24 protein-coding genes are annotated in these 23,295 nt (G+C 68.9%); 7 read left to right on the plus strand and 17 right to left on the minus strand.

Annotated elements, in window-relative coordinates; translation table 11 throughout:
- Positions 1-34: 34 nt before the first annotated feature.
- From glmU to ACV22Z_RS14105, 4 genes are all read right to left on the minus strand, one after another.
- Entirely contained in the window at positions 35-1,396 is a 1,362-nt protein-coding gene (gene glmU, locus ACV22Z_RS14090; RefSeq protein WP_448076916.1) for a bifunctional UDP-N-acetylglucosamine diphosphorylase/glucosamine-1-phosphate N-acetyltransferase GlmU, read from the minus strand.
- 125 nt (positions 1,397-1,521) lie between these two features.
- Entirely contained in the window at positions 1,522-2,622 is a 1,101-nt protein-coding gene (ttcA, locus tag ACV22Z_RS14095; RefSeq protein ID WP_448076917.1) for a tRNA 2-thiocytidine(32) synthetase TtcA, read from the minus strand.
- A complete protein-coding gene (locus ACV22Z_RS14100) occupies positions 2,619-3,023 on the minus strand; it encodes a dihydroneopterin aldolase (RefSeq protein WP_448077282.1) in 405 nt (134 codons plus the stop codon). Before ACV22Z_RS14100 ends, ttcA begins: the two co-directional genes overlap by 4 nt.
- Positions 3,024-3,078: 55 nt before the next feature.
- On the minus strand, positions 3,079-3,840 hold the full coding sequence (locus ACV22Z_RS14105; RefSeq protein ID WP_448076918.1) for an SDR family oxidoreductase: 762 nt from the start codon (positions 3,838-3,840) through the stop codon (positions 3,079-3,081).
- Positions 3,841-3,853: 13 nt separating this feature from the next.
- Here ACV22Z_RS14105 and ACV22Z_RS14110 point away from each other — a divergent pair, with 13 nt between their 5' ends.
- The gene (locus ACV22Z_RS14110) at positions 3,854-5,044 is read left to right on the plus strand and encodes a class I SAM-dependent methyltransferase (RefSeq protein ID WP_448076919.1); all 1,191 of its coding nucleotides are present in this window, start codon (positions 3,854-3,856) and stop codon (positions 5,042-5,044) included.
- A gap of 2 nt (positions 5,045-5,046) precedes the next feature.
- Entirely contained in the window at positions 5,047-5,241 is a 195-nt protein-coding gene (locus ACV22Z_RS14115) for a DUF2905 domain-containing protein (protein ID WP_448076920.1), read from the plus strand.
- A 93-nt stretch (positions 5,242-5,334) separates the two neighbouring features.
- Here the strand turns inward: ACV22Z_RS14115 and ACV22Z_RS14120 are convergent, their stop codons facing one another.
- From ACV22Z_RS14120 to ACV22Z_RS14145, 6 genes are all read right to left on the minus strand, one after another.
- Entirely contained in the window at positions 5,335-5,556 is a 222-nt protein-coding gene (locus ACV22Z_RS14120; RefSeq protein WP_448076921.1) for a hypothetical protein, read from the minus strand.
- Positions 5,557-5,621: 65 nt separating this feature from the next.
- A complete protein-coding gene (locus tag ACV22Z_RS14125; RefSeq protein ID WP_448077283.1) occupies positions 5,622-6,533 on the minus strand; it encodes a carbohydrate kinase family protein in 912 nt (303 codons plus the stop codon).
- A gap of 20 nt (positions 6,534-6,553) precedes the next feature.
- Positions 6,554-7,834 carry an AGE family epimerase/isomerase gene (locus tag ACV22Z_RS14130; RefSeq protein ID WP_448076922.1) on the minus strand — a complete coding sequence of 427 codons (1,281 nt, stop codon included), beginning with the start codon at positions 7,832-7,834 and terminating at the stop codon, positions 6,554-6,556.
- Positions 7,831-8,847 (minus strand): LacI family DNA-binding transcriptional regulator, encoded by a 1,017-nt coding sequence (locus tag ACV22Z_RS14135; RefSeq protein WP_448076923.1) that lies wholly within the window; start codon positions 8,845-8,847, stop codon positions 7,831-7,833. The genes ACV22Z_RS14130 and ACV22Z_RS14135 overlap by 4 nt, the downstream gene beginning before the upstream one ends.
- Positions 8,848-9,243: 396 nt before the next feature.
- Positions 9,244-11,082 carry an EAL domain-containing protein gene (locus ACV22Z_RS14140; RefSeq protein ID WP_448076924.1) on the minus strand — a complete coding sequence of 613 codons (1,839 nt, stop codon included), beginning with the start codon at positions 11,080-11,082 and terminating at the stop codon, positions 9,244-9,246.
- 256 nt (positions 11,083-11,338) lie between these two features.
- Positions 11,339-12,388, minus strand: coding sequence for a bile acid:sodium symporter family protein (locus ACV22Z_RS14145; RefSeq protein ID WP_448076925.1), 1,050 nt, complete (start codon positions 12,386-12,388; stop codon positions 11,339-11,341).
- Between the two features lie 346 nt (positions 12,389-12,734).
- Between ACV22Z_RS14145 and ACV22Z_RS14150 the strand changes: the two genes are divergently transcribed.
- The 3 genes from ACV22Z_RS14150 (at position 12,735) to ACV22Z_RS14160 (ending at position 15,773) form a co-directional block, all read left to right on the plus strand.
- Positions 12,735-13,220 (plus strand): peptide-binding protein, encoded by a 486-nt coding sequence (locus ACV22Z_RS14150; protein ID WP_448076926.1) that lies wholly within the window; start codon positions 12,735-12,737, stop codon positions 13,218-13,220.
- 343 nt (positions 13,221-13,563) lie between these two features.
- The gene (locus tag ACV22Z_RS14155; protein ID WP_448076927.1) at positions 13,564-14,640 is read left to right on the plus strand and encodes a porin; all 1,077 of its coding nucleotides are present in this window, start codon (positions 13,564-13,566) and stop codon (positions 14,638-14,640) included.
- A 170-nt stretch (positions 14,641-14,810) separates the two neighbouring features.
- Entirely contained in the window at positions 14,811-15,773 is a 963-nt protein-coding gene (locus tag ACV22Z_RS14160; RefSeq protein WP_448076928.1) for a LysR family transcriptional regulator, read from the plus strand.
- A 122-nt stretch (positions 15,774-15,895) separates the two neighbouring features.
- On the opposite strand, the gene ACV22Z_RS14165 is transcribed toward ACV22Z_RS14160, so the two are convergent.
- The gene (locus ACV22Z_RS14165) at positions 15,896-16,855 is read right to left on the minus strand and encodes an NAD(P)H-dependent flavin oxidoreductase (RefSeq protein WP_448076929.1); all 960 of its coding nucleotides are present in this window, start codon (positions 16,853-16,855) and stop codon (positions 15,896-15,898) included.
- A gap of 358 nt (positions 16,856-17,213) precedes the next feature.
- Between ACV22Z_RS14165 and ACV22Z_RS14170 the strand changes: the two genes are divergently transcribed.
- Positions 17,214-18,110, plus strand: a complete 897-nt coding sequence (locus tag ACV22Z_RS14170) for an alpha/beta fold hydrolase (protein WP_448076930.1) — start codon at positions 17,214-17,216, stop codon at positions 18,108-18,110.
- Between the two features lie 269 nt (positions 18,111-18,379).
- On the opposite strand, the gene ACV22Z_RS14175 is transcribed toward ACV22Z_RS14170, so the two are convergent.
- Positions 18,380-18,871, minus strand: coding sequence for an Lrp/AsnC family transcriptional regulator (locus ACV22Z_RS14175; protein WP_448076931.1), 492 nt, complete (start codon positions 18,869-18,871; stop codon positions 18,380-18,382).
- A 111-nt stretch (positions 18,872-18,982) separates the two neighbouring features.
- On the opposite strand from ACV22Z_RS14175, the gene ACV22Z_RS14180 reads away from it, so the two are divergent.
- Positions 18,983-19,885, plus strand: coding sequence for a DMT family transporter (locus ACV22Z_RS14180; protein ID WP_448076932.1), 903 nt, complete (start codon positions 18,983-18,985; stop codon positions 19,883-19,885).
- Between the two features lie 245 nt (positions 19,886-20,130).
- Here the strand turns inward: ACV22Z_RS14180 and ACV22Z_RS14185 are convergent, their stop codons facing one another.
- From ACV22Z_RS14185 to ACV22Z_RS14205, 5 genes are all read right to left on the minus strand, one after another.
- A complete protein-coding gene (locus tag ACV22Z_RS14185; protein ID WP_448076933.1) occupies positions 20,131-20,328 on the minus strand; it encodes a DUF1289 domain-containing protein in 198 nt (65 codons plus the stop codon).
- A complete protein-coding gene (locus tag ACV22Z_RS14190; protein WP_448076934.1) occupies positions 20,325-20,831 on the minus strand; it encodes a YbaK/EbsC family protein in 507 nt (168 codons plus the stop codon). Before ACV22Z_RS14190 ends, ACV22Z_RS14185 begins: the two co-directional genes overlap by 4 nt.
- Positions 20,832-20,927: 96 nt before the next feature.
- Positions 20,928-21,860 carry a hydroxymethylglutaryl-CoA lyase gene (locus ACV22Z_RS14195; RefSeq protein ID WP_448076935.1) on the minus strand — a complete coding sequence of 311 codons (933 nt, stop codon included), beginning with the start codon at positions 21,858-21,860 and terminating at the stop codon, positions 20,928-20,930.
- Positions 21,861-21,890: 30 nt separating this feature from the next.
- On the minus strand, positions 21,891-22,832 hold the full coding sequence (locus ACV22Z_RS14200; RefSeq protein WP_448076936.1) for a 2-hydroxyacid dehydrogenase: 942 nt from the start codon (positions 22,830-22,832) through the stop codon (positions 21,891-21,893).
- A gap of 5 nt (positions 22,833-22,837) precedes the next feature.
- Positions 22,838-23,275 (minus strand): VOC family protein, encoded by a 438-nt coding sequence (locus tag ACV22Z_RS14205; protein ID WP_448076937.1) that lies wholly within the window; start codon positions 23,273-23,275, stop codon positions 22,838-22,840.
- Positions 23,276-23,295 lie beyond the last annotated feature (20 nt).

Consider the following 23,295-nt stretch of genomic DNA (forward strand, 5'->3'; position numbering starts at 1 on the left):
AAAGCGGGCGCCGTGCCGCGCCCGCATGCTGTTTTCAGCTCTTCTTCTTGACCGGTCGGACGTAGCCGCTCTTCGCGGTCTGCGTCTTCTCGTTCAATGCGAGAACGCCGTCGGCGACGTCTTTCCAGATCGTCGTGCCGGCGGCGATCGTCACGCCACGGCCAACGTGCACCGGCGCGACGAATTGCGTATCGGAGCCGACGAACACATCGTCCTCGATCACGGTGCGGAACTTGTTCGCGCCGTCGTAGTTGCAGGTGATCGTACCCGCGCCGATGTTCACGCGCGCGCCGATGTCGGCGTCGCCGATGTACGTGAGGTGGTTCGCCTTCGAGCCGTGGCCGATCACCGCGTTCTTCACCTCGACGAAGTTGCCGACGTGCGCTTCGTCCGCGAGCTGCGCGCCCGGGCGCAGCCGCGCGTACGGGCCGATCACGGTATGCGCGCCGAGCTCGGCGCCGTCGATGTGCGTGAACGCGTCGATGCGCGTGCCGGCGCCGACCGACGCGTTGCGGATCACGCAGTTCGCGCCGATCGTCACGTTGTCGGCGAGCGTCACGTTGCCTTCGAACACGCAGTTGACGTCGATCGACACGTCGCGGCCGCAGCGCAGCGTGCCGCGCACGTCGAGCCGCGCCGGATCGGTGAGCGTCACGCCGTCGGCGAGCAGCGTGTCGGCGACGTTGCGCTGGTGGATGCGCTCGAGCTCCGCGAGCTGCGCCTTGCTGTTCACGCCGAGCGTTTCCCATTCGGCGTCCGGCTGTGCGGTGACGACTTCGAAGCCGGCGTCGATCGCGAGTTCGACGACATCGGTCAGGTAGTACTCGCCCTGCGCGTTGTCGTTGTTCAGCGCGCCGAGCCACATTGCGAGCTGCGCGGTCGGCGTGACGACGATGCCGGTGTTGATCTCGGCGATCTTCAGCTCGTCGGCCGACGCATCCTTCTGCTCGACGATGCGCGTGACGAAGCCGGCGGCGTCGCGCACGATGCGGCCGTAGCCGGTCGGATTGTCGAGCGTGACCGTCAGAATGCCGTAGCGGCCTTCGCGCGCCGCGTCGACGAGGCGCTCGAGCGTGGACACGCGGGTGAGCGGCACGTCGCCGTACAGCACGAGGGTCGGCTGAGCGGGATCGAGGAGCGGCAGCGCCTGGCGCACCGCATGGCCGGTGCCGAGCTGCTCGGCCTGCACCGCGAACTGCACGTCGGGCGCGGCCACGGCTGTCTGCACCTGCTCGGCGCCATGACCGACGACGACGACCAGCCGGGACGGCTGCAGCGCGCGCGCGGTGGCGATGACGTGGGAGAGGAGCGGCCTGCCGGCCAGGGGATGAAGCACCTTCGGCAGCGCGGAACGCATGCGCTTGCCGGTGCCTGCCGCCAAAATCACGATATTCATGGCGCCAGCGTGTCAGAAGAGTTCGAAGCCAATCATTTTAGCATGGACGTTCCGCCCCTCGAGGCCCGCCGCGCAAGGTTGGCGGAACCGGAGCGGGCGTCCTGGCACCCGCTCCGGCGGCCGTCTCAAAGATCGTCGAACTGGACGATCGAGATCGGCCGGGCCGCGCCCGGCGCGACCGCATCGTCGCCCGTCGAGCACGGTTCCTCGTCGAACGCGATGTCGCCCTGCGGGTCGGCCTGGCCGGTCGCGCGCAGCGACGCGAACGGGAACAGGTTCGTGTCCATCAGGTGCGACGGCACGACGTTCGCGAGCGCGCTGAACATGTTGTCGACGCGGCCCGGGAAGCGCTTGTCCCACTCGCGGATCAGCGCCTTCATCTCCGCGCGCTTCAGGTTCGGCTGGCTGCCGCACAGGTTGCACGGGATGATCGGGAATTCGCGCAGCTCCGCGTACTTTTCCAGATCGGTTTCCTTCACGTACGCGAGCGGGCGGATCACGACGTTCTTGCCGTCGTCCGACTGCAGCTTCGGCGGCATCCCCTTCAGCTTGCCGCCGTAGAACATGTTCAGCAGCAGCGTCTGCACGATGTCGTCGCGGTGGTGGCCGAGCGCGATCTTGGTCGCGCCGAGCTCGCCCGCTACGCGGTACAGGATCCCGCGGCGCAGCCGCGAGCACAGCGAGCAGGTCGTCTTGCCCTCGGGCACGAGGCGCTTGACGATGCTGTACGTGTCCTGGTTCTCGATATGGAACGGCACGCCGATCTGCGTCAGGTACTCGGGCAGCACGTGCTCGGGGAAGCCCGGCTGCTTCTGGTCGAGGTTGACCGCGACGATGTCGAAGTCGATCGGCGCGCGCTCGCGCAGGCGCAGCAGCACGTCGAGCATCGCGTAGCTGTCCTTGCCGCCCGACAGGCAGACCATCACCTTGTCGCCGTGCTCGATCATGTTGTAGTCGCCGATCGCCTGGCCGACCTGGCGCACGATGCGCTTGAACAGCTTGTTGTTCTCGTACGCTTCCTTCTGCTCGCGGCGCGTCAGCGCGCGGCGGCCGGTGCCGGCCTGGGGGGCTTCGCCGGCTTCGACGGGGGCGGCATCGGCTGCGGCATCGACGGCTGCGGTGTCGACCGCCTCGGTGTCGACCGCCGCGGCATCGACCGCCGCGGCATCGGCCGCCGCGGCATCGGCCGCCGCTTCATTCAGATTGGGGATGTGGGGGGCGTTCATGCGCGCTCCTCGTCCTTGATGCGAAAGACTTCGACGCCGACGGCGTCGCAGTCCGGATAGGCGTCCGGTTTCTCGGTACAGACGCGTACCGCGCGCACGGCTTCGTGCGACAGCAGGTGCGCGGCGATGGCGTCGCACAGCGTCTCCTGCAGATGGATGTGGCCGCGTGCGACGCACTGCGCGACGCTCTGCTTCATCAGATCGTAGTCGACGACTTCGTGCAACCGGTCGTCGACGGGGGTGCTGAGCGAGAGCGGCACGAACAGGTCGACATTGATGACGACGCGCTGCTCGCCGCGCTTCTCGTGTTCGAATGCCCCGATGTTGATGTGCACCTCGTAGTCGCGCAGGTAGAGCCTGCGGCAATCCGCGAGGCGGGGGTGCAGGAGAGCGGAAAGCATGGTCGTTCCAGTCAAATTGGCGTGCGCGCACGCAAAGCGGCGCGGGCGGCGGCCGTCATGGCGTGCGCCCGCGTGGTTCATTCGGGTCGGCGGCGGGCGGCACCAGGTGCTCGCCGCCGTCGACGGTCAGCGTCGCGCCGGTGATGCCGGACGCGTCCGCCAGGTAACAGGCCGCCGCCGCGATGTCGTCGACGTGCGGCGCGTGTCCGCGCACCAGCGCCGCGACGCGCACCTTCGGTGCGAGTTCGAGCGCCAGCGCGGCGGTCGCGCGGTTCAGCGCGGCCTGCATCAGCGCGTGCGACAGCTGCCCGGGCGCCGGGTGAAACAGCGCCTGGTCCAGCACGTGGACCGCGCACGCGCGCAGCGCTTCGTCGGCGCGCGCGGCGTCCGGCGTCGCGGCTTCGAGCGCCCGGGCCAACGCGAGCGGCGCGGCGACGTTGCGCGCCAGCGCGTCGGCGAGCGACGCATGGCTCACCGAGTGCGCGTCGTCGGCGCCCGCCGGCGCGCTGTGGAACACGACGCACGCCGGCCGGCCGAGCGCCGTGCCGCAGGCCGCGACGAGTCCCGCTGCGTCGGCTTCGAGGGCCAGATCGGCATCGAGCACGGCCGCGCGATGCCCGAGCGCGCCGACCTCGGCGGCGAGCGCGTCGGCCGCCGCGCGCGGCGCGCCGGGGCCGCGCTGCAGCGCGACGTCCCAGCCGCGGCGGGCGAACCCCGTCGCGAGCGCGCGCCCGATGGACGCGGCGTCGGCGGCGCTGCCCGCGGCGCCCGCGATGAGCACCACGCGCGCGGGCGACGTATCGGCTGAAACGGTCATTTACAATGCCGGGATGAACCCGAAAGCTCACGAACCCGCTAGTTTACCTGCTCCCGGCCCCGACGCGCTTGCGCAGTCCGAAACGCTTGCCGCACAACTGCGCGGCGAGATCGCGGCGGCCGGCGGCTGGCTGCCGTTTGCCCGCTTCATGGAGACCGCGCTGTACGCGCCGGGCCTCGGCTATTACAGCGGCGGCGCGCGCAAGTTCGGCCGCCGCGCCGAGGACGGCAGCGACTTCGTCACCGCGCCCGAGCTGTCGCCCCTGTTCGCGCAGACGCTCGCGCGGCCGGTCGCCGAGGCGCTCGCGGCGAGCGGCACGCGCCGCGTGATGGAATTCGGCGCCGGCACCGGCAAGCTCGCGGCCGGGCTGCTCGTGTCGCTCGACGCGCTCGAAGCCGAGGTCGACGAATACCTGATCGTCGACCTGTCCGGCGAGCTGCGCGAGCGGCAGCGCGACACGATCGAGGCCGCCGCGCCGGCCCTCGCGTCGAAGGTACGATGGCTCGACGCGCTGCCGGAGCGGTTCGAGGGCGTCGTCGTCGGCAACGAGGTGCTCGATGCGATGCCGGTGCGGCTGTTCGCGAAGGCGGACGGCGCGTGGCACGAGCGCGGCGTCGCGCTCGACGCGCGGCAGACGTTCGTGTTCGACGACCGGCCGGTCGGGCCGGCCGGGCTGCCGCCGGTGCTCGCGACGCTCGATGCCGCCGACGGCTATGTGACCGAGACGCACGAGGCGGCGCTCGCGTTCACCCGCACGGTCTGCACGATGCTCGCGCGCGGCGCGGTGCTGCTGATCGACTACGGCTTTCCCGCGCACGAGTACTACCATCCGCAGCGCGACCGCGGCACGCTGATGTGCCACTACCGCCACCGCGCGCACGACGATCCGTTCCTGTACCCGGGGCTGCAGGACATCACCGCGCACGTCGAATTCTCCGGCATCTACGAAGCCGGCGTCGCGACCGGCGCGGACCTGCTCGGCTATACGTCGCAGGCGCGCTTCCTGCTGAATGCCGGGGTCACCGACGCGCTCGCCGCGATCGATCCGTCCGACATCACGCAGTTCCTGCCCGCCGCGAACGCGGTGCAGAAGCTGATTTCGGAAGCGGAAATGGGCGAGCTGTTCAAGGTGATCGCGTTTTCGCGCGGCATCGACGGCACGCTCGACGCGTTCGCGCGCGGCGATCGCTCGCACGCGCTCTGACCATGCTGCGCTGGCTGATGGCGTCGTTCATCGCGGTGATGATCCTCACGCGCTGCTGGCCGTGGCTCGGCAAGCTCGGCGTCGGGCGGCTGCCGGGCGACGTGACGCTGACGCTCGGCACGCGGCGTTACCCGTTTCCGTTCATGTCGACGCTGGTGATCACGATGCTGGTGTCGATGGTGGCGCGGCTCGTCTGACGCGCGGCGGCGCACCTTTCGCGGTGGGCGGCGCGCCCGCCCGTCGCGGGCGGCGGCATCGCGGATGCGCGTCAAAGGTCGGCCGCAGCGCGCTCACAGCTCGATTTCGCCGAGGATCCGGTGCGCGAGCGCCTTCGCCTCGTTGAACGCTTCTTCCTCGTTCGGGCTCGTGGTGTGGACGTCGTAGCGCACGTTCTCGGTGTCGTCCCCGTCGTCCCGGGTCAGGATCACGTAGCCCTGGAACTGCCCGGTGCCGGCATGCTGGGTGTGCGCCTTGGCCGTGTAGATGCCCTTCGTGAACGTGTTGGTGTCCATGCCGCTTCTCCCGCAATAGGACACTTCATCCTAGCACTGCGCCGCACCCTGTACAGTGCTTCCCGTCAGTCTTCGAACAGCGCGACGACCTCGTCGAGCGTCGGCGCGTGCGCGCCCGTATGGCGGCACGCGGCGGCGCCGGCGGCAAGCGCGAACGCGAGGTGCGCGCGCCACGGCCGGCCGGGCGCCGCCATCAGGCTGAACAGCAACCCGCCGATCGACGCGTCGCCCGCGCCGACCGTATCGGCGATTTCGACGCGCGGCGGCCGCGCTTCGTGAGTCTCCCCGTCCGCGTACAGCGTCGCGGCCTGCGCACCGCGCGTGACGAGCAGCGTCGCGCGCGGATTCATCGCGCGCAGCGCCGCAATCGCGTCGGCTTCGCTGCTGCCGTCGAACAGGTGCCGCAAATCCTCGTCGGACACCTTGATCAGGTCTGCGAGGCCCGCCATTTTCTCGAGCGTCGGCCGGTACGCGGCCGTCATCAGGTTCCGGAAGTTCGGATCGAAGCTGATCTTCACGCCGCGCGCGTGCAGGCTGGCGGCGAGCGCGACGAGCGTGCCGGCGAGCGGCTCGCGCACGAGGCTGATGCAGCCGAAGTGCGCCCACTGCACGTGGTCGGCCCAGCCGGCCGGCAGGCGCGCGGGATCGAACGCGAGATCGGCGCTGGCCTCGCCGATGAAGAAGTACGCGGGCGGCCGCGTCTCGTGGACGATCGCCAGAAGCGGCGGACGCGCGACGCGCTGCAGGAAGCGCAGGTCGAGTCCGGCCGCGTCGCTCGCGTGCCACAGCGTGTCGGAGAAGCAGTCGTCGCCGATCGCGCCCGCGAGCGCGCTCGGCACGCCGAGCCGTGCGACCGCGCGCGCGACGTTCCAGCCGGCGCCGCCCGGCACCGACGTCCAGTGCGCGTCGCCCGTGCGCACCATGTCGGTCAGGATGTCGCCGGCGGAGACGAACGCCGGAAATGCACCGCCCGTCATTACGCCGCTCATTGTGTTGCTCATTGTGTCGATTCACTGCGCGCCGCGCGCGCGAGCGTCGCGAGCACGTCGTAGCACGCGCCCATCGTGTGATAGTCGGTCTTGCCGGCGGGGCTTTTCTCGTCGCTGTACTTGCGGTTGTCGCACGTGAGGATCCGGTACCACGCGCCGTAGCGGTGGTCGACGAAATGCGTCCAGCTGTAGCGCCAGATCTCGTCGTACCAGTCCCAGAAGCGTTCGCTGCCGGTGCGCGCGCCGAGCATCGCGGCCGCCGCGAAGGTTTCCGCCTGCACCCAGAAATACTTGTTGTGGTCGCAGATCGTGAAGTCGGGGCCGAAGCCGTAGCAGAGCCCGCCGTGATCGGCGTCCCACGCGTGCGTGAGCGCCGCGTCGAACAGCTCGGCCGCGCGTGGCACGAGCCAGTCGAGCGGGCGGTGGCGCTCGAGGATCAGCAGCAGCTTCGCCCATTCCGTCTGGTGCCCGGGCTGGAAGCCCCACGGCCGGAAGATGTTCGAGCTGTCTTCCTTGTTGTAGTCCCAGTCGACCGACCAGTCCGCGTGATAGTGCTCCCACACGAGCCCGCCCGACAGCGTCGCCTGGCGCTGCGTGATGTGGGTCGCGAGCTTTTCCGCGCGGTCGAGGTAGGTGAGGTGGCCGGTCGCCTCGTACGCGGCGAGCAGCGCCTCGGTCATGTGCATGTTCGCGTTCTGGCCGCGGTAGCTCGACACGATCCAGTTCGGCGTCGCGTCGTCCGCATACAGGCCCGCGGCGGCATCCCAGAAGCGGTGCTCGGCCAGCTCGTAGGTGGCGGCGATCAGCGGCCGCGCGTCGTCGACGCCCGCCATCGTCGCGTGCGCGGCGGCGAGCAGCACGAACGCGAGCCCGTAGCAGTGCCGCGTGCCGTCGAGCGTCGCGCGCTTCGCGCCGTCGCGCCAGTCGAGCTCCCAGTCGTAGCCCTTCAGTTCGTCGTCCCAGTGCGCGTCGCGCAGGAAGCGCAGCCCGTGGCGCGCGTACTCGAGATGGCGCGGATCGCCGAAGTGCCGGTACGCCATCGCGTAGTTGAAGACGAACCGGCAACTGCTCACGAGGTGCCGCGACGTGCGGTTGTACACGCTGCCGTCGTCGCGGAAGTAGTGGTAGAAGCCGCCCGTCGGGTCGATCACGTTCGGCGCGTAGAAGCGCAGCGTGTCCTCGACGTGCGACAGCAGGAACGACGGATCGCGGAAGCTCTCGACGAACGGGGCCGGATGCGCGTGCGCGGCCGGCATCGCCGGGCTGGATTGGGCCGGGGGCGTAGTCATGATTCGGTGACCGTGGTGGCGAATGCCGGCGACGCGGCGGGTTGGCTGCTGGCCCGGACGATCAGCTCGACGGGCAGGCAGAGCTCGGTGTGCTCGGGGGATTCGGCGAGCAGCAGCTCGACGCCACGGCGGCCGAGCGCTTCCTTGTCGACCGCGAGCGTCGTGAGCGGCGGATGCGCGTGCGCGGCGGCCGGGATGTCGTCGAAGCCGACGATCGCGATGTCGTCCGGCACCCGCAGGCCGCGCGCGATGCATACGCGCTGCGCGGCGAGCGCCGCTGCGTCGTTGTACGCGAACACCGCATCGGGGCGCGGGCATGGCGCGTCGAGCAGCTGCTGCATCGCGCGCGCGGCGCCCGTGTCGGGGTCGAGTCCGGCGTCGATCGTCACCTCGTAGGCGGGATCGAACAGCCGTCCGGCCTCGAAGAACGCGCGCCGGTAGCCGATCGCGCGCTGCGTGATGCTGTAGTGCGCGGGCGAGCCGCCGATGAATGCGATGCGCGTGCGGCCGGTGGCGAGCAGGTGTCGCATCGCGAGCGCGGCGCCGGTCGCGTTGTCGACGTTGACCGAGCGCAGCCCGGGCGCCCACAGGTCGATCAGCACGAGCGGGCGGCCGGTCGCGGCGAGCGCCTCGACCGTTTCCGGCTCGATGAAGCCGGCGACCGCGATCGCATCGGGCGCGTGCGTGCGCATCTGGCGCAGCACGTCGTCGTTCGGACCGACGGTGAGCAGTGTCGGCACGATGCTGCGCTCGCGGCACGCGTCCTCGACGCCGTGCAGCACGTGCGAGAAGAACGGGCTGGCGGGATAGCTGTTGTGCTGGCGGTGCAGCAGGAACGTGAGCCGGCGGATGCGCGGCCGCAGCTGCGCGGAGTCGTAGCCGAGGCGCTGCGCGATCTCGACGATGCGCGCGCGCGTGGTTTCGGACAGGCCAGGCTGGTTTTTCAGCGCGCGGGACACGGTGCCGATCGAGACCTCTGCCGCCCGCGCCACGTCGCGAATGGTGGTACCCATCGTTCGAGATCCGGATTTGTTTAGGGTGACGGCGATTGTATAGTAAAACGCATCGGGAAATTCGTGCCTGATCATCGGGGGTGATCCGTAAATACCCGGATTTAAAGCACTAATCTGCGCCGGAGCTTTTACTAAAAATACTAAACAGGTGGCAAAAAGGGCAAGGTGGTCGCGTGAGGGGCGGGCAGACCGGCAGACCGGCAGACCGGCAGACCGGAAGACCGGAAGACCGGAAGACCGGCAGACCGGAAGACCGGAAGACCGGAAGACCGGGAGAGCGGGAGAGCGGGAGAGCGGCAGGGCGGGTGGCGCTCGCGATCGGCAACATCGGCAACGACGGCGCGGCTACGCGCGTCGCCGGTCGACAGCGACCGAGGGTGTGTCCGTCAGCGCCCGTCAGCGCGCGGCGGCGTGCGGCGGCTCGCCGCGTGCAAGCAGCGCCGCGCGTCCGGCGTCGAGATCGACGACCGCGAGCCCGTCCGGTTGCTGCTTCGCGCGCCGCTTCGCGAGCGCGGCAACCGATGCGATCTCGTCGCTGCCATAGCGCATCGCGCGGTGCGCGCCCGCCGGCACGCCCACCGCGCCGATCGCCATCGTCACGAAGCCGAAGAACGCCGGGTTGCCCTGGCGATCCTCGCCACGCAGCCCGCCCGCGCGCTGGTCGGCCTGGGTGTAGAAGCGCTGCGCGCCGTCGTTGAAGCGCTGCATCGCTGCGGTCGCGCGCGCCTGCCAGTCGTCGCTCTGGAACAGCACGAGGAAGTCGTCGCCGCCGACGTGGCCGAGGAAGTCCCGCTGCGGATCGCAGATGCCGGCCAGCACGGTCGCGGCGAATTTCAGCACTTCGTCGCCCTGCCAGTACCCGTACTGGTCGTTGAACGGCTTGAACTGGTTCAGGTCGACGTAGCACGCGTGGAACCCGGCGTCGCGCTCGAGCAGGCGGTCGATGTGCGCGCTGATCGGGATGTTGCCGGGCAGGAACGTCAGCGGGTTCGCATAGCGCGCGGCCTCGATGCGCATCTCGGTCACCGCGCGCACGAGGCTCTCGCCGGTGCCGAGCCCGACGTAGCGGCCGTGCTCGGTGATCACGAAGCCGTCCGCGAGATAGCGCTGGTCGTTGCTCGCGAGCAGCGTCGCGAGCTGCTCGACGGTCGTCGTGTTCTCGATCATCAGCGGCGCGTCGTTCGCGAACTGCAGACACGGCTTCCTGCCGAACACCTCGCGGTAGTACGGCAGCGCGACGCGGTCCATGAAGCCGCGGCGGTTCACGAGCGCAACCGGCCGGTCGTGCTCGACGAGCGCGACCGCGTGCAGCCCGGGCATCCGGTTGAACAGGTCGAGCACGTCGTTGCTGGTTGCGTCGCGCGGCAGCGCAGGCGCGGCGACGAGCATCTTCGCTGCAATCGTGCCGGTCTGGCGTGCCGCGCGCGTCGTGCCGGGGAACACCGCGATATGCGGCGCGCGGATCGCGTCCTGTGCGGCCGGTGCGACGATCGGCGACGGCCGCGCGTGCGGGCGGCCGAGCAGGAAGCCCTGCACGCAGCAGATCCCCATGTCGCGCACGACGATCAGGTCGCGCTCGTGCTCGATGCCTTCCGCGATCAGCTTTGCGCCGCTCGCGTGCGCGAAGTGCTGCATTGCCCTGACCGCCTCGAACTTCAGCGGATCGAGCGCGATGTCGTGGATGAAGAAGCGGTCGATCTTCACGACGTCGGGATGCAGGCGCAGCCACAGGTTCATGCTCGCATTCGCGGTTCCGTAGTCGTCGAGCGCGAACTGGATGCCCGCGTCGCGCAGCGACGCGAGTGCCGGCGCGACGTACGCGAGATCCGGCGTCGCGTTCTGCTCGGTGAGCTCGATCACGATGCGCTCGGCGGCGATCTGCGCGCGCTCGAGCAGCGCGCGGGCGCGCTCGCGTTCACGCGCGAGCTGCAGGATCGCGCCTGCGCTGAAGTTGAGGAACAGCTTGCCGTCGCAGCCGAGCGCGGCGAACGCATCGAGACAGGTGACGGCCGCCGCATGCTCGAGCGCGACGGTTTCCCCTTCGCGCGCGGCCTGCGCGAATAGCGCGGCCGGCAGTTCCAGGGCGGTGCCGCGCGGGCCGCGGATCAGGCCCTCGTAGCCGATTACCGTGCCCGAGCCGAGATCGACGATTGGCTGGAACACGGCGGCGAGCGCGCGATCCGCGATCAAGCGCGACGTGCGGACGGCATCGGGAGCGGCTGAGACGGCGGACATGGGCGGGGTGGCCAAAGCGACGGAACGTCCAGCTTAACGGCACCGATTACCGAGAATTGAATGAAGCTTTCGTGAAGCGATGCACGGTTCTGGTGCATTGCTTCACGAGCGCGGCGCGCCGCCGTGCATGGGGGCGCGGCCGGCGCCGCGAGAAATGCGAGCGCTTGCGTGTGAGCGAGTCGGCTTATGTGAGCACTGCCGCCGAACGCAGCGGCCCCCGCACCGCACGCGTGTCCGACCGTCTCAGCCGCCCGTCTCAGCGCTTGCCGCCGCTCAGCGCGCTTTGTGCGGGCGGTGCGGGCGGCGCGGGCCTGTCGGTCCGCGCATCGCGCTCGCCGCTGCGGTCGCGTGCGCCCCAGCGCTGCGCGAGTGCCGCGCAGGCCATCAGCTGGATCTGGTGGAACAGCATCAGCGGCAGCACGATCGCGCCGACCGCATGCGCGGAGAAGATCACCTTCGCCATCGGCACGCCGGCGGCGAGGCTCTTCTTCGAACCGCAGAAGATGATCGTGATCTGGTCGGCGCGATTGAAGCCGAGCCGCTTGCTGACGAACGCGGTCAGCAGCAGCGCGATCGCGAGCAACAGCAGGTTCACCGCGAGCAGCCCCGCGAGTGCGCGCGGCGGGATCTGGAGCCAGAGGCCCTGGTTGACGGCCTCGCTGAACGCGACGTAGACGACGAGCAGGATCGAGCCCTGGTCGACGAAGCGCAGCACGCCGCGGTTGCGCTCGATCCAGCCGCCGATCGCGGGGCGCAGCAGCTGGCCGGCGACGAACGGCACGAGCAGCTGCATCACGATGCTGCCGACCGTGCTCCACGGCGACGTGGAAGCGCCGGTCTGCGTCGTGATCAGCAGCCCGACGAGCGCCGGCGTGACGAAGATGCCGAGCAGGCTCGACGCCGATGCCGCGCAGACGGCCGCCGGCACGTTGCCTTTCGCGATCGACGTGAACGCGATCGACGACTGGACCGTCGACGGCAGCGTGCACAGGAACAGCACGCCCGCGTATAGCGCCGGCGTGACGAGCGGCTGCAGCACGGGCTTGAGCGCGACGCCGAGCAGCGGGAACAGCGCGAACGTGCTGAGCAGCACGACCGCGTGCAGCCGCCAGTGCGTCGCGCCTGCGACGACGGCTTCGCGCGACAGCTTCGCGCCATGCAGGAAGAACAGCAGGCCGACGGCGATGTTGGTCGCCCAGTTGAACGCATGGGCGGCGTTGCCGCGGCAGGGCAGGAGGCTCGCGAGCACGACGGTGCCGACGAGGGCGAGCGTGAAGTTGTCGGGGAGGAAACGGGGGCGGGCCATCGGGATCTCGATCGGAACGACAGGAATGCATGCCGCGCACGCGCGGGTACCGTATTGTCCCGGCTGGTCATTCAATAAACAAATTCATTGTGCGAATCGATTGATGATTCGGATGCATGACGGAAATGGCTGCAACGCCCCCGTCCGGTTGACGAAATTGGCAGAAGAATGTCCCGTCCCCATCCGGCCCCGAGAGGGAAAAACGTAGCAGTAACATGGTGTTACACCGATGCCCGCGGCCTAACATTTTTTGGCTCGACACGATTTCGCCTCGCTCATAAATTACTGCTGAAAGGCTTGCGCCCGTCTATCCGGCGGGCTGCAGGGCGTAACCAGGCTTTGAACGATGACGGATCGGGTGAAACGGAAGATCGGACGGTGGGCGGCAGGCGTGCTCGGTGCGCTCCTGGTGCCGCTCGCGCTCGCACAGCCTCCGCACGGCGGACACGGTTTCGGCGGCGGCATGCACGCGTACGGCCAGCCGTCCGGCGGGTCGCCCGTCTGGCGCCGGATCCCGCAGAGCGGCGGCGGCGCGCCCGGCGGCGCCCGGTTCGGCGCGGGCGTGAACGGCTACGGCGGCGCTCGCTGGGGCCTGCGGCCGACGCCATCCTATGGTCACTACGCCGCGCAGAACCCGTACCGGCCGATCAGCGCCGATGCACGCCAGGTGCCGCGTCCGCCCGGCGGCGGGAACGTGCCGCTGCGCGCCGGGTCGATCCGCGCCGACGTCGCGCGCTACAACGAGGAGCGCGGCGGCCGTCCGCTGCCGCCGCCCCGTTCGCAGGAAGAGCCTGCGCACTCGCCGTTTTTCTCGCCGTTCTACCGAAACTGAGCGCGCCCGCGTTCTGTCCCCCGCCGACTGATGCAATTTCGCCACAGTCGGGCCCAGATTTCCGCTGATTTTCCCGCCACGTTGCGCTATCTTTCGCGCCCGGCTCGCGCATTGCGCGCCGCCGTGCCGCCGCGCGATCCGTCCGCGCATGGCCGTCGCGCCCCGCCTGTCCAAGCACCGCCCGCGCGAAGTTAATGCCGCCGCTATACCCGCAATAAGCGCATGCAATTTTGACCGGACCCATGATCCGTAAAGATGGCTGCGCCCCAACACGACGCAAGCATCGGCTCCGATAACAACGCTAGCGCCGCACGATTTCTTATCGACAATACCTGGAGATCCCATGAAAGCATTCGCCCGCCGTGCGTCGCGCACGTCCGTCAAGCTGATCGCGGCCGCCGCCTGCGTTGCCGCCACCGCCCCCGTCCATGCGCAATCGAGCGTGTCGCTGTACGGCCAGGTCGACGAATGGGTCGGCGCGACCAAGTTCCCGGGCGGCGATCGCGCATGGAACGTGTCGGGCGGCGGGATGTCGACGTCGTACTGGGGGATGCACGGGGCCGAGGATCTCGGCGGCGGCTACAAGGCGATCTTCACGCTGGAAAGCTTCTTCCGCGCGCAGAACGGCCAGTTCGGCCGCTTCCAGGGCGACACGTTCTTCGCGCGCAACGCGTACGTCGGCATCAGCGCGCCGTACGGCACCGTGACGGCCGGCCGCCTGACGACGCACCTGTTCCTGTCGACGATCCTGTTCAACCCGTTCTTCGACTCGTACACGTTCTCGCCGATGGTCTATCACACGTTCCTCGGCCTCGGCACGTTCCCGACGTACCCGAGCGACCAGGGCGCGGTCGGCGATTCGGGCTGGAACAACGCGGTGTCGTACACGTCGCCGCAGTTCGGCGGGTTCAACTTCGGCGCGATGTACGCGCTCGGCAACCAGGCCGGCGACAACGGTTCGAAGAAGTGGAGCGCGCAGTTCAACTATGCGAACGGTCCGTTCGCGGCGACCGCCGTCTACCAGTACGTGAACTTCAACAACGCGCCGCGCGACCTGAGTTCGCTCGTGACGGGCCTGAAGAGCCAGGGCATCGCGCAGGTCGGCGCGACCTACGACCTGAAGCTCGTGAAGCTGTTCGCGCAGTATATGTATACGAAGAATGACCAGGTCGTCGGCAGCTGGCACGTGAACACCGGGCAAGGCGGCGTGCTGGTGCCGCTCGGCGCCGGCAGCGCGATGGCGTCGTACGCTTACTCGCGCGACGGGGGCGGCCTGAACCAGACGCGCCAGACCTGGGCGGTCGGCTACGACTACCCGCTGTCGAAGCGCACCGACGTGTACGCCGCGTACATGAACGACCACATCAACAGCCTGTCGAACGGCAACACGTTCGGGGCCGGCATCCGCGCGAAGTTCTGACCCCGCGGGCACCCCGCCGCGCGATCCGTCCCGGATTCGCGACCTGTTGCATTTTCCTGAACGGCGCCGCCTATTGCGGCGCCGTTTTGCCTTTGTTGACCTTTCTATTGCCTCTCCTTTGCTACCCTATCTCGTAATTGCATGATTCTCTGGAATTGCGAGCTAGTTCGATGGATACCCTCGTCAGCATGAATGTGTTTCGCTACGTCGTCGAAGTGGGCAGCTTCGTCGGCGCGGCGGAGCGCATGCAGATGTCGGCCGCGATGGCGAGCAAGCACGTGATGCATCTCGAGCAGCAGCTCGGCGCGCGGCTGCTGCATCGCACGACCCGTCGCGTCGCGCCGACCGAGGCGGGACGCGAATATTACGAGCGCCTGGTGCAGGCGCTGTCCGAACTCGACGAAGCCGGGCAGGCGGTCGGCGCCGCGAGCGTGGTGCCGCAGGGCCGGCTGCGCGTGACGTCGCTGTCCGCGTTCGGGCTGCGGCACGTGATGCAGGCGGTGACCGATTATGCGGACCGCTTCCCCGACGTGACGGTCGAGATCACGCTGTCCGACCGCGTCGTCGAGCTGATCGACGAAGGCTACGACGTCGCCGTGCGCGCGGCGCCGACCGGACTGAAGTCGTCGTCGCTCGTCGCGCGGCAGATCGCGACCGCGCACATCCTGCTCGTCGCATCGCCCGAGTATCTCGAGAAGCGCGGCACGCCGCAGACGATCGCCGATCTCGCGCACCACAATTACCTGCGTCGCGACACGAATGCGACGATGCTCGATTCGATGCTGATCGACGCGGCCGCCGCGTCGCGCGTGAATCTCAGCGGCAACCTGATCGTCAATCACCTCGAAGGACTGCGCGCGGCGGTGCTCGGCGGCGCGGGCATCGCGCTGCTCGGCACGGAAGTGGTCGGCGACGACCTCGAGGCCGGGCGGCTCGTGCCGGTGCTGCTCGACGCGGTGCCGCCGCGCGAGCTGCCGATCTACGCGGTGTATGCAAGCCGCCGTCACGTGTCGGCGAAGGTGCGCTCGTTCGTCGACTTCCTCGCCGCGCGTTTCGAGGACCAGTCGCTGTGCCCGTCGATCGAGGCGCGCCTGCGCGTGCTGCCGATCACGCGGATCAAGCGCGCGGGCTGAGCCGCGCAATCTCGCCGTGAATGAAAAAGCGCGAACCGTGACCGGTTCGCGCTTTTCTTTTATGTGGCGTCTTGTGCGACGCCTGGCGTGCTGCGCGCGTCAGCGCGCCCGTTTCATCACGCTCAACGCGTGATGCCGAGGCGCGCCTTCGCGTCGTCGTACTCGCCCTTGAGCCGCGCGACGAGCGCGCCGACGCTCGGCAGGTCGTCCATCAGGCCGACGCCCTGGCCGGCGCCCCAGATGTCCTTCCATGCCTTCGCCTTGTCGCCGCCGAAGTTCATCTTTGTCTTGTCGGATTCCGGCAGCGCTTCCGGATCGAGGCCGGCCTTCTCGATGCTCTCGCGGATGTAGTTGCCGTGCACGCCCGTGAAGAGGTTCGTGTAGATGATGTCGGCGGATTTCGCGTTGAGGATCGCGTGCTTGTAGTCCTCGACCGCGTGCGCTTCCTGCGTCGCGATGAAGCGCGTGCCCATGTACGCGAGGTCGGCGCCCATCGCCTGCGCGGCGAGGATCGAGCCACCGTTCGCGATCGCGCCGGACAGCACGATTGGGCCGTCGAACATCCGGCGCACTTCGCCGACGAGCGCGAACGGCGACGTGGTGCCCGCGTGGCCGCCCGCGCCGGCGGCGACGAGGATCAGCCCGTCGACGCCCGCTTCGAGCGCCTTCTGCGCGTGACGCAGGTTGATCACGTCGTGCAGCACGATGCCGCCGTAGCTGTGCACCGCATCGACGATCTCGCGCGCGGGCGCACGCAGGCTCGTGATGAAGATCGGCACCTGGTGGTCGACGCACACGCGCACGTCGTGCTCGAGCCGCACGTTCGACTGGTGGACGATCTGGTTGACCGCAATCGGGCCGATCACCGCATCGGGATGCTTCGCCTTGTGGTCGGCGAGCTCGGCCTGGATCTGCGTGAGCCACTCGTCGAGCAGTTCGGCCGGGCGTGCGTTGAGCGCAGGGAACGAACCGACGATGCCCGCCTTGCATTGCGCGAGCACGAGTTCGGGATAGCTGACGATGAACATCGGCGACGCGATGACGGGCAGCGTCAGCTGCTGCAGGACGGCGGGCAGTGCCATGTGAAGTCTCCAGTGTCGGCCAGAGTGCGCGCTTCAGTGCCGGGTCGGCGGGAGCAGGTGCCTCATTGCTTGCTCCGACCCCGACAGCACGCACTGGTCCCATGCAAAGCGGATCGTGGCCGTGTGCGGCGGCGCGTACGGCGTTTCGAGTGTAGCCGCTCGAGTGTAGTCGCAGCAGAAGGCCTGCGGCACATATTAATACGAACGATCGTGCAATTGTATGCGGGCTTGGCAAATCGTGCCGGACGCGGACACTCGAGTGAGTGCTCTCTTTCTACGAATTCGGGTATCCACTCCGCTGTGTGGTTTCGGACGCGTCCTACAATAGGCGCCATAACAAACCAATGAGAAACAGACCATGTCGTTCGAGACATTCGCACCATTTCGCGTCACGGTGCAGGACACCGACATCTTCGGTATCAAAGGCGGCGCGGGGCCGCCGCTTCTGTTGCTGCACGGCCATCCGCAAACCCACATGATCTGGCATCGCGTCGCCGCGACGCTCGCGAACCATTTCACGGTGATCGCGACCGACCTGCGCGGCTACGGGGCATCGGGCAAGCCAGCGAGCGATGCGCAGCACACGCCGTACTCGAAACGCGCGATGGCGGCCGACCAGGTCGCGGTGATGCGGCAGTTCGGCTTCGAGCGCTTCTACGTGTGCGCGCACGATCGCGGCGCGCGCGTCGCGCACCGGCTCGCGCTCGATCACCCCGACGCGGTCGAGCGGATGATGCTGCTCGACATCGCGCCGACGCTCGCGATGTACGAGAAGACCGATCGCGCGTTCGCGACCGCGTATTTCCACTGGTTCTTCCTGATCCAGCCCGAGCCGCTGCCGGAGACGCTCGTCGGCGGCAACACCGACGCGTATATCGAGCGCGTGATGGGCAACCGTTCGGCGGGCCTCGCGCCGTTCGCGCCGGAGGCGCTCGCCGCGTATCGCGCGGCGCTCGCGCAGCCGGGCGCCGTGCATGCGATGTGCGAGGACTACCGCGCGTCGGCGACGATCGATCTCGAGCACGACCGGGCGGATCTCGAGCGCGGCACCAAGGTCGCGTGCCCGCTGCGCGTGCTGTGGGGCGAGAACGGCATCGTCGGCCGCTGCTTCGATCCGCTCGACGAGTGGCGGCACGTCGCGCGCGACGTCAGCGGCCGCGCGGTCGACTGCGGGCATTACATTCCGGAAGAGGCACCGGTCGAACTGATCGACGAGATCCTCGCATTCTTCGAGGCGCGTGATCCGGCTGCGTGACTCCGGTTGCATGGGCTGGCTGCATGAGTCCGGCCGCGTTAGGGCGCCGCGTGAGCGGTGCGGCGATGTGGCGATGTGGCGATGTGGCGGTGCGGCGATGTGGCGGTGCTGCGGTGTGACGGTGTGACGGTGTGGCGATGCGGCGATGCGGCGATGCGGCGATGTGGCGATGTGGCGATGTGGCGATGTGGCGATGTGGCGATGTGGCGATGTGGCGATGCGGCGATGCGGCGATGTGGCGATGTGATGGTGTCACGGTGCGGCGCGCGTCAGCGGCGCGCCGCGTCGTCGTCCGCGAGTGGCGGTAGCCGGCGCGGCACGGGCGTCGACTTGACGATCGCGGTGCTGGTTTCCGCGCGCTCCGTCACCTTCGACAGGATCCCGTCGAGCTGCTCGATCGTGCGCAGGTAGAGCCGGCAGATGAAGCAGTCGTCGCCCGTCACCTTGTCGCATTCGACGAATTCGGGAATGCGCCGCAGCAGCTCCTCGACCAGATGCAGCTGCCCGGGCAGCGGTTTCACGCGAACGATCGCCTGCAGCGTGTAGCCGAGCGCGCGCGGATCGAGCTCGATCGTAAAACCCGCGATCACGCCCTGCGCTTCGAGGCGCCGCACGCGGTCCGCGGTCGCGGGCGCCGACAGGCCGATCTGCCGCGCGAGTTCGCTGGTGGCGATGCGCGCGTCGTCGGCGAGCGCGGCGAGGATCGCGCGGTCGGTCGCGTCGAGCGTCGCGACCGCAGGCGGAGAAAGGCGTTTTGGCATGATGGCTTTGCTTTCGAAGGTGAAGCGACGGATTCGCTTCAGTTTAGTCGTAGAGATCACGAAAGCAAGTTTCTAGAATCGAAGTCATCCGATCCTTCAACGGGAACTGTCATGGCTTCGAACGAAATTCGCCGCGGCGCCGCCGAGATGGTCGTCGCGATGCTGATGTCCGGCACGATCGGCTGGCTCGTGATGTCGTCGCGGCAGCCGCTCGCCAATGTCGTGTTCTTCCGCTGCGTGTTCGGCGGCGCGACGCTCGCGATCGTCTGTGCGGCGTTCGGGTTCCTGCGCCGCTCGCTGTTCTCGCCACGCATGCTGCTGCTCACCGCGGCGGGCAGCGTCGCGATCGTCGCGAACTGGCTGCTGCTGTTCGCCGCTTACTCGCGCGCGTCGATCTCGATGGCGACCGCCGTCTACAACACGCAGCCGTTCATGCTCGTCGCGCTCGGCGCGATCGTGTTCCGCGAACGGATCACCGCGTCGGCGCTCGCGTGGATGCTGCTCGCGTTCGTCGGCCTCGTGTGCGTGGTGCGGGTCGAGCCGGCCGTGCTCGCGGTGCCGGGCGAGTACCTCGAAGGCGTCGCGCTCGCGCTCGGCGCGGCCTTCCTGTACGCAGTGTCGTCGATCATCACGAAGCACCTGAAAGGCACGCCGCCGCATCTGCTCGCGCTGCTGCAGGTCGGGCTCGGCGTCGTGATGCTCGCGCCGTTCGCGCACTTCGATACGCTGCCCGCGACACCCGCGCAGTGGCTCGACCTCGTCGCGCTCGGCATCGTGAACACGGGCGTGATGTACGTGCTGCTGTATGGTGCAATCCAGAAATTACCGACCGCGATGACAGGCGCGCTGTCGTTCGTCTATCCGGTCGTCGCGATCGTGGTCGACCGCATCGCGTTCGGGCAGACGCTCGCGTGGACGCAAGTGCTCGGCGCGCTGCTGATCCTGCTCGCGGCCGCCGGCGTCAACCTCGGCTGGCGCATCGTGCCGGTGCGCCGCCCGGCCACCGGGAATTGAAACGGTCGTGCGGCTCGCGTGGCCGGCCTGGCTTGCCTGCAGTGCGCACATCGGCGCAGCGGCACGTCGCTTGCACGCGTGCCGAAGGCCGGTGCGCGCGGTTGAAACGCGCTGTAAGAAGTTGTAGGGAAACACCCGATGCGATGCCGTCGGCGTCGCTCGTATGATGCGTGCTGTGACGTTGATCACGTTCACAGGATTCCGATTCGAGATGCCGTTCGCCCGACAGGCTGAACGGCATTTTTTTATGCGTCGCTCGTCGCGAGCGCACGCCGCGCATCGAGCCGCGCGAGCACCGCGCGCTTCGCGTCGTCGTCCGACGCGCGCCACGCCTTGATCTCATCGCGGGTCCGCAGGCAACCCGCACACCATTCGGTGCGCGGATCGATCCGGCACACGCCCGTGCACGGCGATGCGACCGCGCTTTCCGGCACGTCGCTCATGCGGTTTCGCGCAGCGCGACGTCCGCGACCGGCGCGTTGGTCAGCGTGACGAGTTCCTGCGGCGACAGGTTGAACACCGCATGCGGATGGCCGGCCGCGGCCCACAGGCTGTCGAGCGCGAGCAGGTCGGCGTCGATCAGCGTGACTGGCTCGACGAGATGGCCGATCGGGCACACGCCGCCGATCGCGTAGCCCGTGTTCTCGCGCACGAATTTCGCATCGGCGCGGCCGACCTCGCCGACCTGCGCGGCGACCTTCTTCTCGTCGACGCGGTTCACGCCGCTTGCGACGACCAGCACCGGCGCGCCGTCCGACTGGCGGCGGAACAGGATCGATTTCGCGATCTGCGCGACCGAGCAGCCGAGCCCGGCCGCTGCCTCGGCCGAGGTCTTGCCGGTTTCGGCGAGCATCACGATGCCTTTCGCGTGGCCGCGCTCGCGCAGCAGCGTCGCGACGCGTCGCGCGGAATCGGGGAGGGATTCGAGTGAAGCAGGTGTCGTCATATTGAGCAATCCGTTGGAGTAGGGCACGTTCCCGAAACCAAAATTCATTCTGGCGGCCAGCGCAAGCCCCTTATCAGCGGGAACAGGCCCTTGGGGTCAGGCGCAGCTCGACGCGTCGGCCGCGCTTTGCGCCTTCGCGAGCAGCGCGCGGCCGGCGCGCGACACATTCGCGCGGCCGATCGCGTTCGAGATGAACTCGCCGGCGGCGACGACCTGCGCGAGATCGACGCCCGTGTCGATGCCGAGGCCCTGCATCAGGTACAGCACGTCTTCGGTCGCGACGTTGCCGGTTGCGCCCTTCGCGTACGGGCAGCCGCCGAGGCCCGCGACCGACGCGTGGAAGATCTCGATACCTTCGAACAGCGCCGCGTAGATGTTCGCGAGCGCCTGGCCGTAGGTGTCGTGGAAGTGACCCGACAGGCGCTCGCGCGGGAACACACGCGTGACGGCCGCGAGCACTTCGCGCGTGCGGGTCGGCGTGCCGACGCCGATCGTGTCGGCGATGTCGATCTCGTCGCAGCCGAGCGCCGCGAAGCGCTCGACGACGTCGACGACCGAGGCGACCGGCACGTCGCCCTGGTACGGGCAGCCGAGCGCGCACGACACGCTGCCGCGCAGGCGCAGGCCCGCATCCTTCGCGGCCTTCGCGACCGGCTCGAAGCGCGCGATGCTCTCGGCGATGCTGCAGTTGATGTTCCGCTGCGAGAACGCTTCGCTCGCCGCGCCGAAGATCACCACCTCGTCGGCGCGCGCGGCAAGCGCGCCCTCGAAGCCCTTCAGGTTCGGCGTGAGCACCGAGTAGATCGTGCCGGCGCGCCGCTCGATGCCGGCCATCACGTCGGCGCCGTCGGCCATCTGCGGCACCCATTTCGGCGACACGAACGAGGCGGCTTCGACATTGCGGAAGCCGGCGTGCGACAGGCGGTCGACGAGCGCGATCTTCACGTCGGTGGGCACGAAGGTCTTTTCGTTCTGCAGCCCGTCGCGCGGGCCGACTTCGACGATCTTGACGGCGGTGGGGAAGGTCATGGCTGTCTCCGGTAATTTGAAATAGGAAATTCAGTAGCCGCGCGCGTAGTCGACGATGCCGCTGACCGGCTCGCCGCGCTCGAACGCGCGGATCTTGCCGGCGATCTGCGCGACGGCTTCCGCGCGCAGCGTCTCGGCCGAGCTGTGCGGCGTGATCGTGATGCGCGGCGCATGCCAGAACGGATGGTCTTCCGGCAGCGGCTCGTGCTGGAACACGTCGAGCGTCGCGGCCGCAATGCGGCCGCTCGCGAGCGCGTCGAGCAGGTCGGCTTCGACGAGATGCGCGCCGCGCGCGACGTTGATCACGTACGCGCCGGGCGCGAGACGCGCGAACAGGCGCGCGTCGAGGATCCCGTCGGTGTCCGGCGTACTCGGCAGCAGGTTGACGAGCACCTTCGCGCCGTCGACGCATGCGTCGAGCTCCGCTGCGCCGGCAAACGTCGCGATGCCGTCGAGCTGCTTCGGGCTGCGGCTGTAGCCGCGCACCGGCAGTCCCAGCCCGGCGAGTGCGCGCGCGACCTGCGTGCCGAGCACGCCAAGGCCGAGCACGGCGACCGTGAAGGTCGCGCGCGGATGCGGCTCGAGCACCTGCCAGCGGCGCGCGCGCTGCAGCGCGTCGTATTCGTCGAAGCGGCGCAGGTAGCGCAGCACCGCGTGCGTCGCGTATTCGACCATCTGCTGCGCCATGCCCGAATCCTCGAGCCGCACGAGCGGCACGTCGCGACACAGCGTGCCCGGATGCGCGCGCTCGAGCGCGAGCAGCGCGTCGACGCCGGCGCCGAGGTTGAAGATCGCGCGCAGGCCGTCGCGCGGCGCAAACAGTTCACGCGGCGCGCGCCACACGAGCGCGTAGTCGGCGGCAGCCGTATCGCCCGGCTGCCACGCGCGAAGGTCGGCTTCGGGCAGTGCCTGCGCGAGCTCCGCGCGCCATGCGTCGGCTTCCTGGTAGGGCGAGTAGAACAGGACTTTCATGCCGGTCACTTCGCGAACAGCTGGCCGATGTCGGCGAACGCCTTGAATTCGAGCGCGTTGCCGCACGGATCGAGGAAGAACATCGTCGCCTGCTCGCCGACCTCGCCCTTGAAGCGGATGTGCGGCTCGATCACGAAGCGCGTGTGCGCGGCCTTCAGCGTGTCGGCGAGCGCATGCCATTCGTCCATCGACAGCACGACGCCGAAGTGGCGCACCGGCACGTTGTCGCCGTCCACCGGATTGACCGCGCTCGCGCCCGTTTCGTCCGGCGCGAGGTGCGCGACGAGCTGATGGCCGAAGAAGTCGAAATCGACCCAATGATCCGAGCTGCGGCCCTCCGGGCAGCCGAGCAGGCCGCCGTAGAACGCGCGGGCGTCGGCGAGGTTCGACACGGGAAAGGCGAGATGGAACGGGCGCAGCGCGCCGGAAGGCGTAGCGGGCATCGGGTGTCTCCATTCTGGAA

It is taken from the genome of Burkholderia sp. PU8-34 (genome assembly GCF_053427725.1).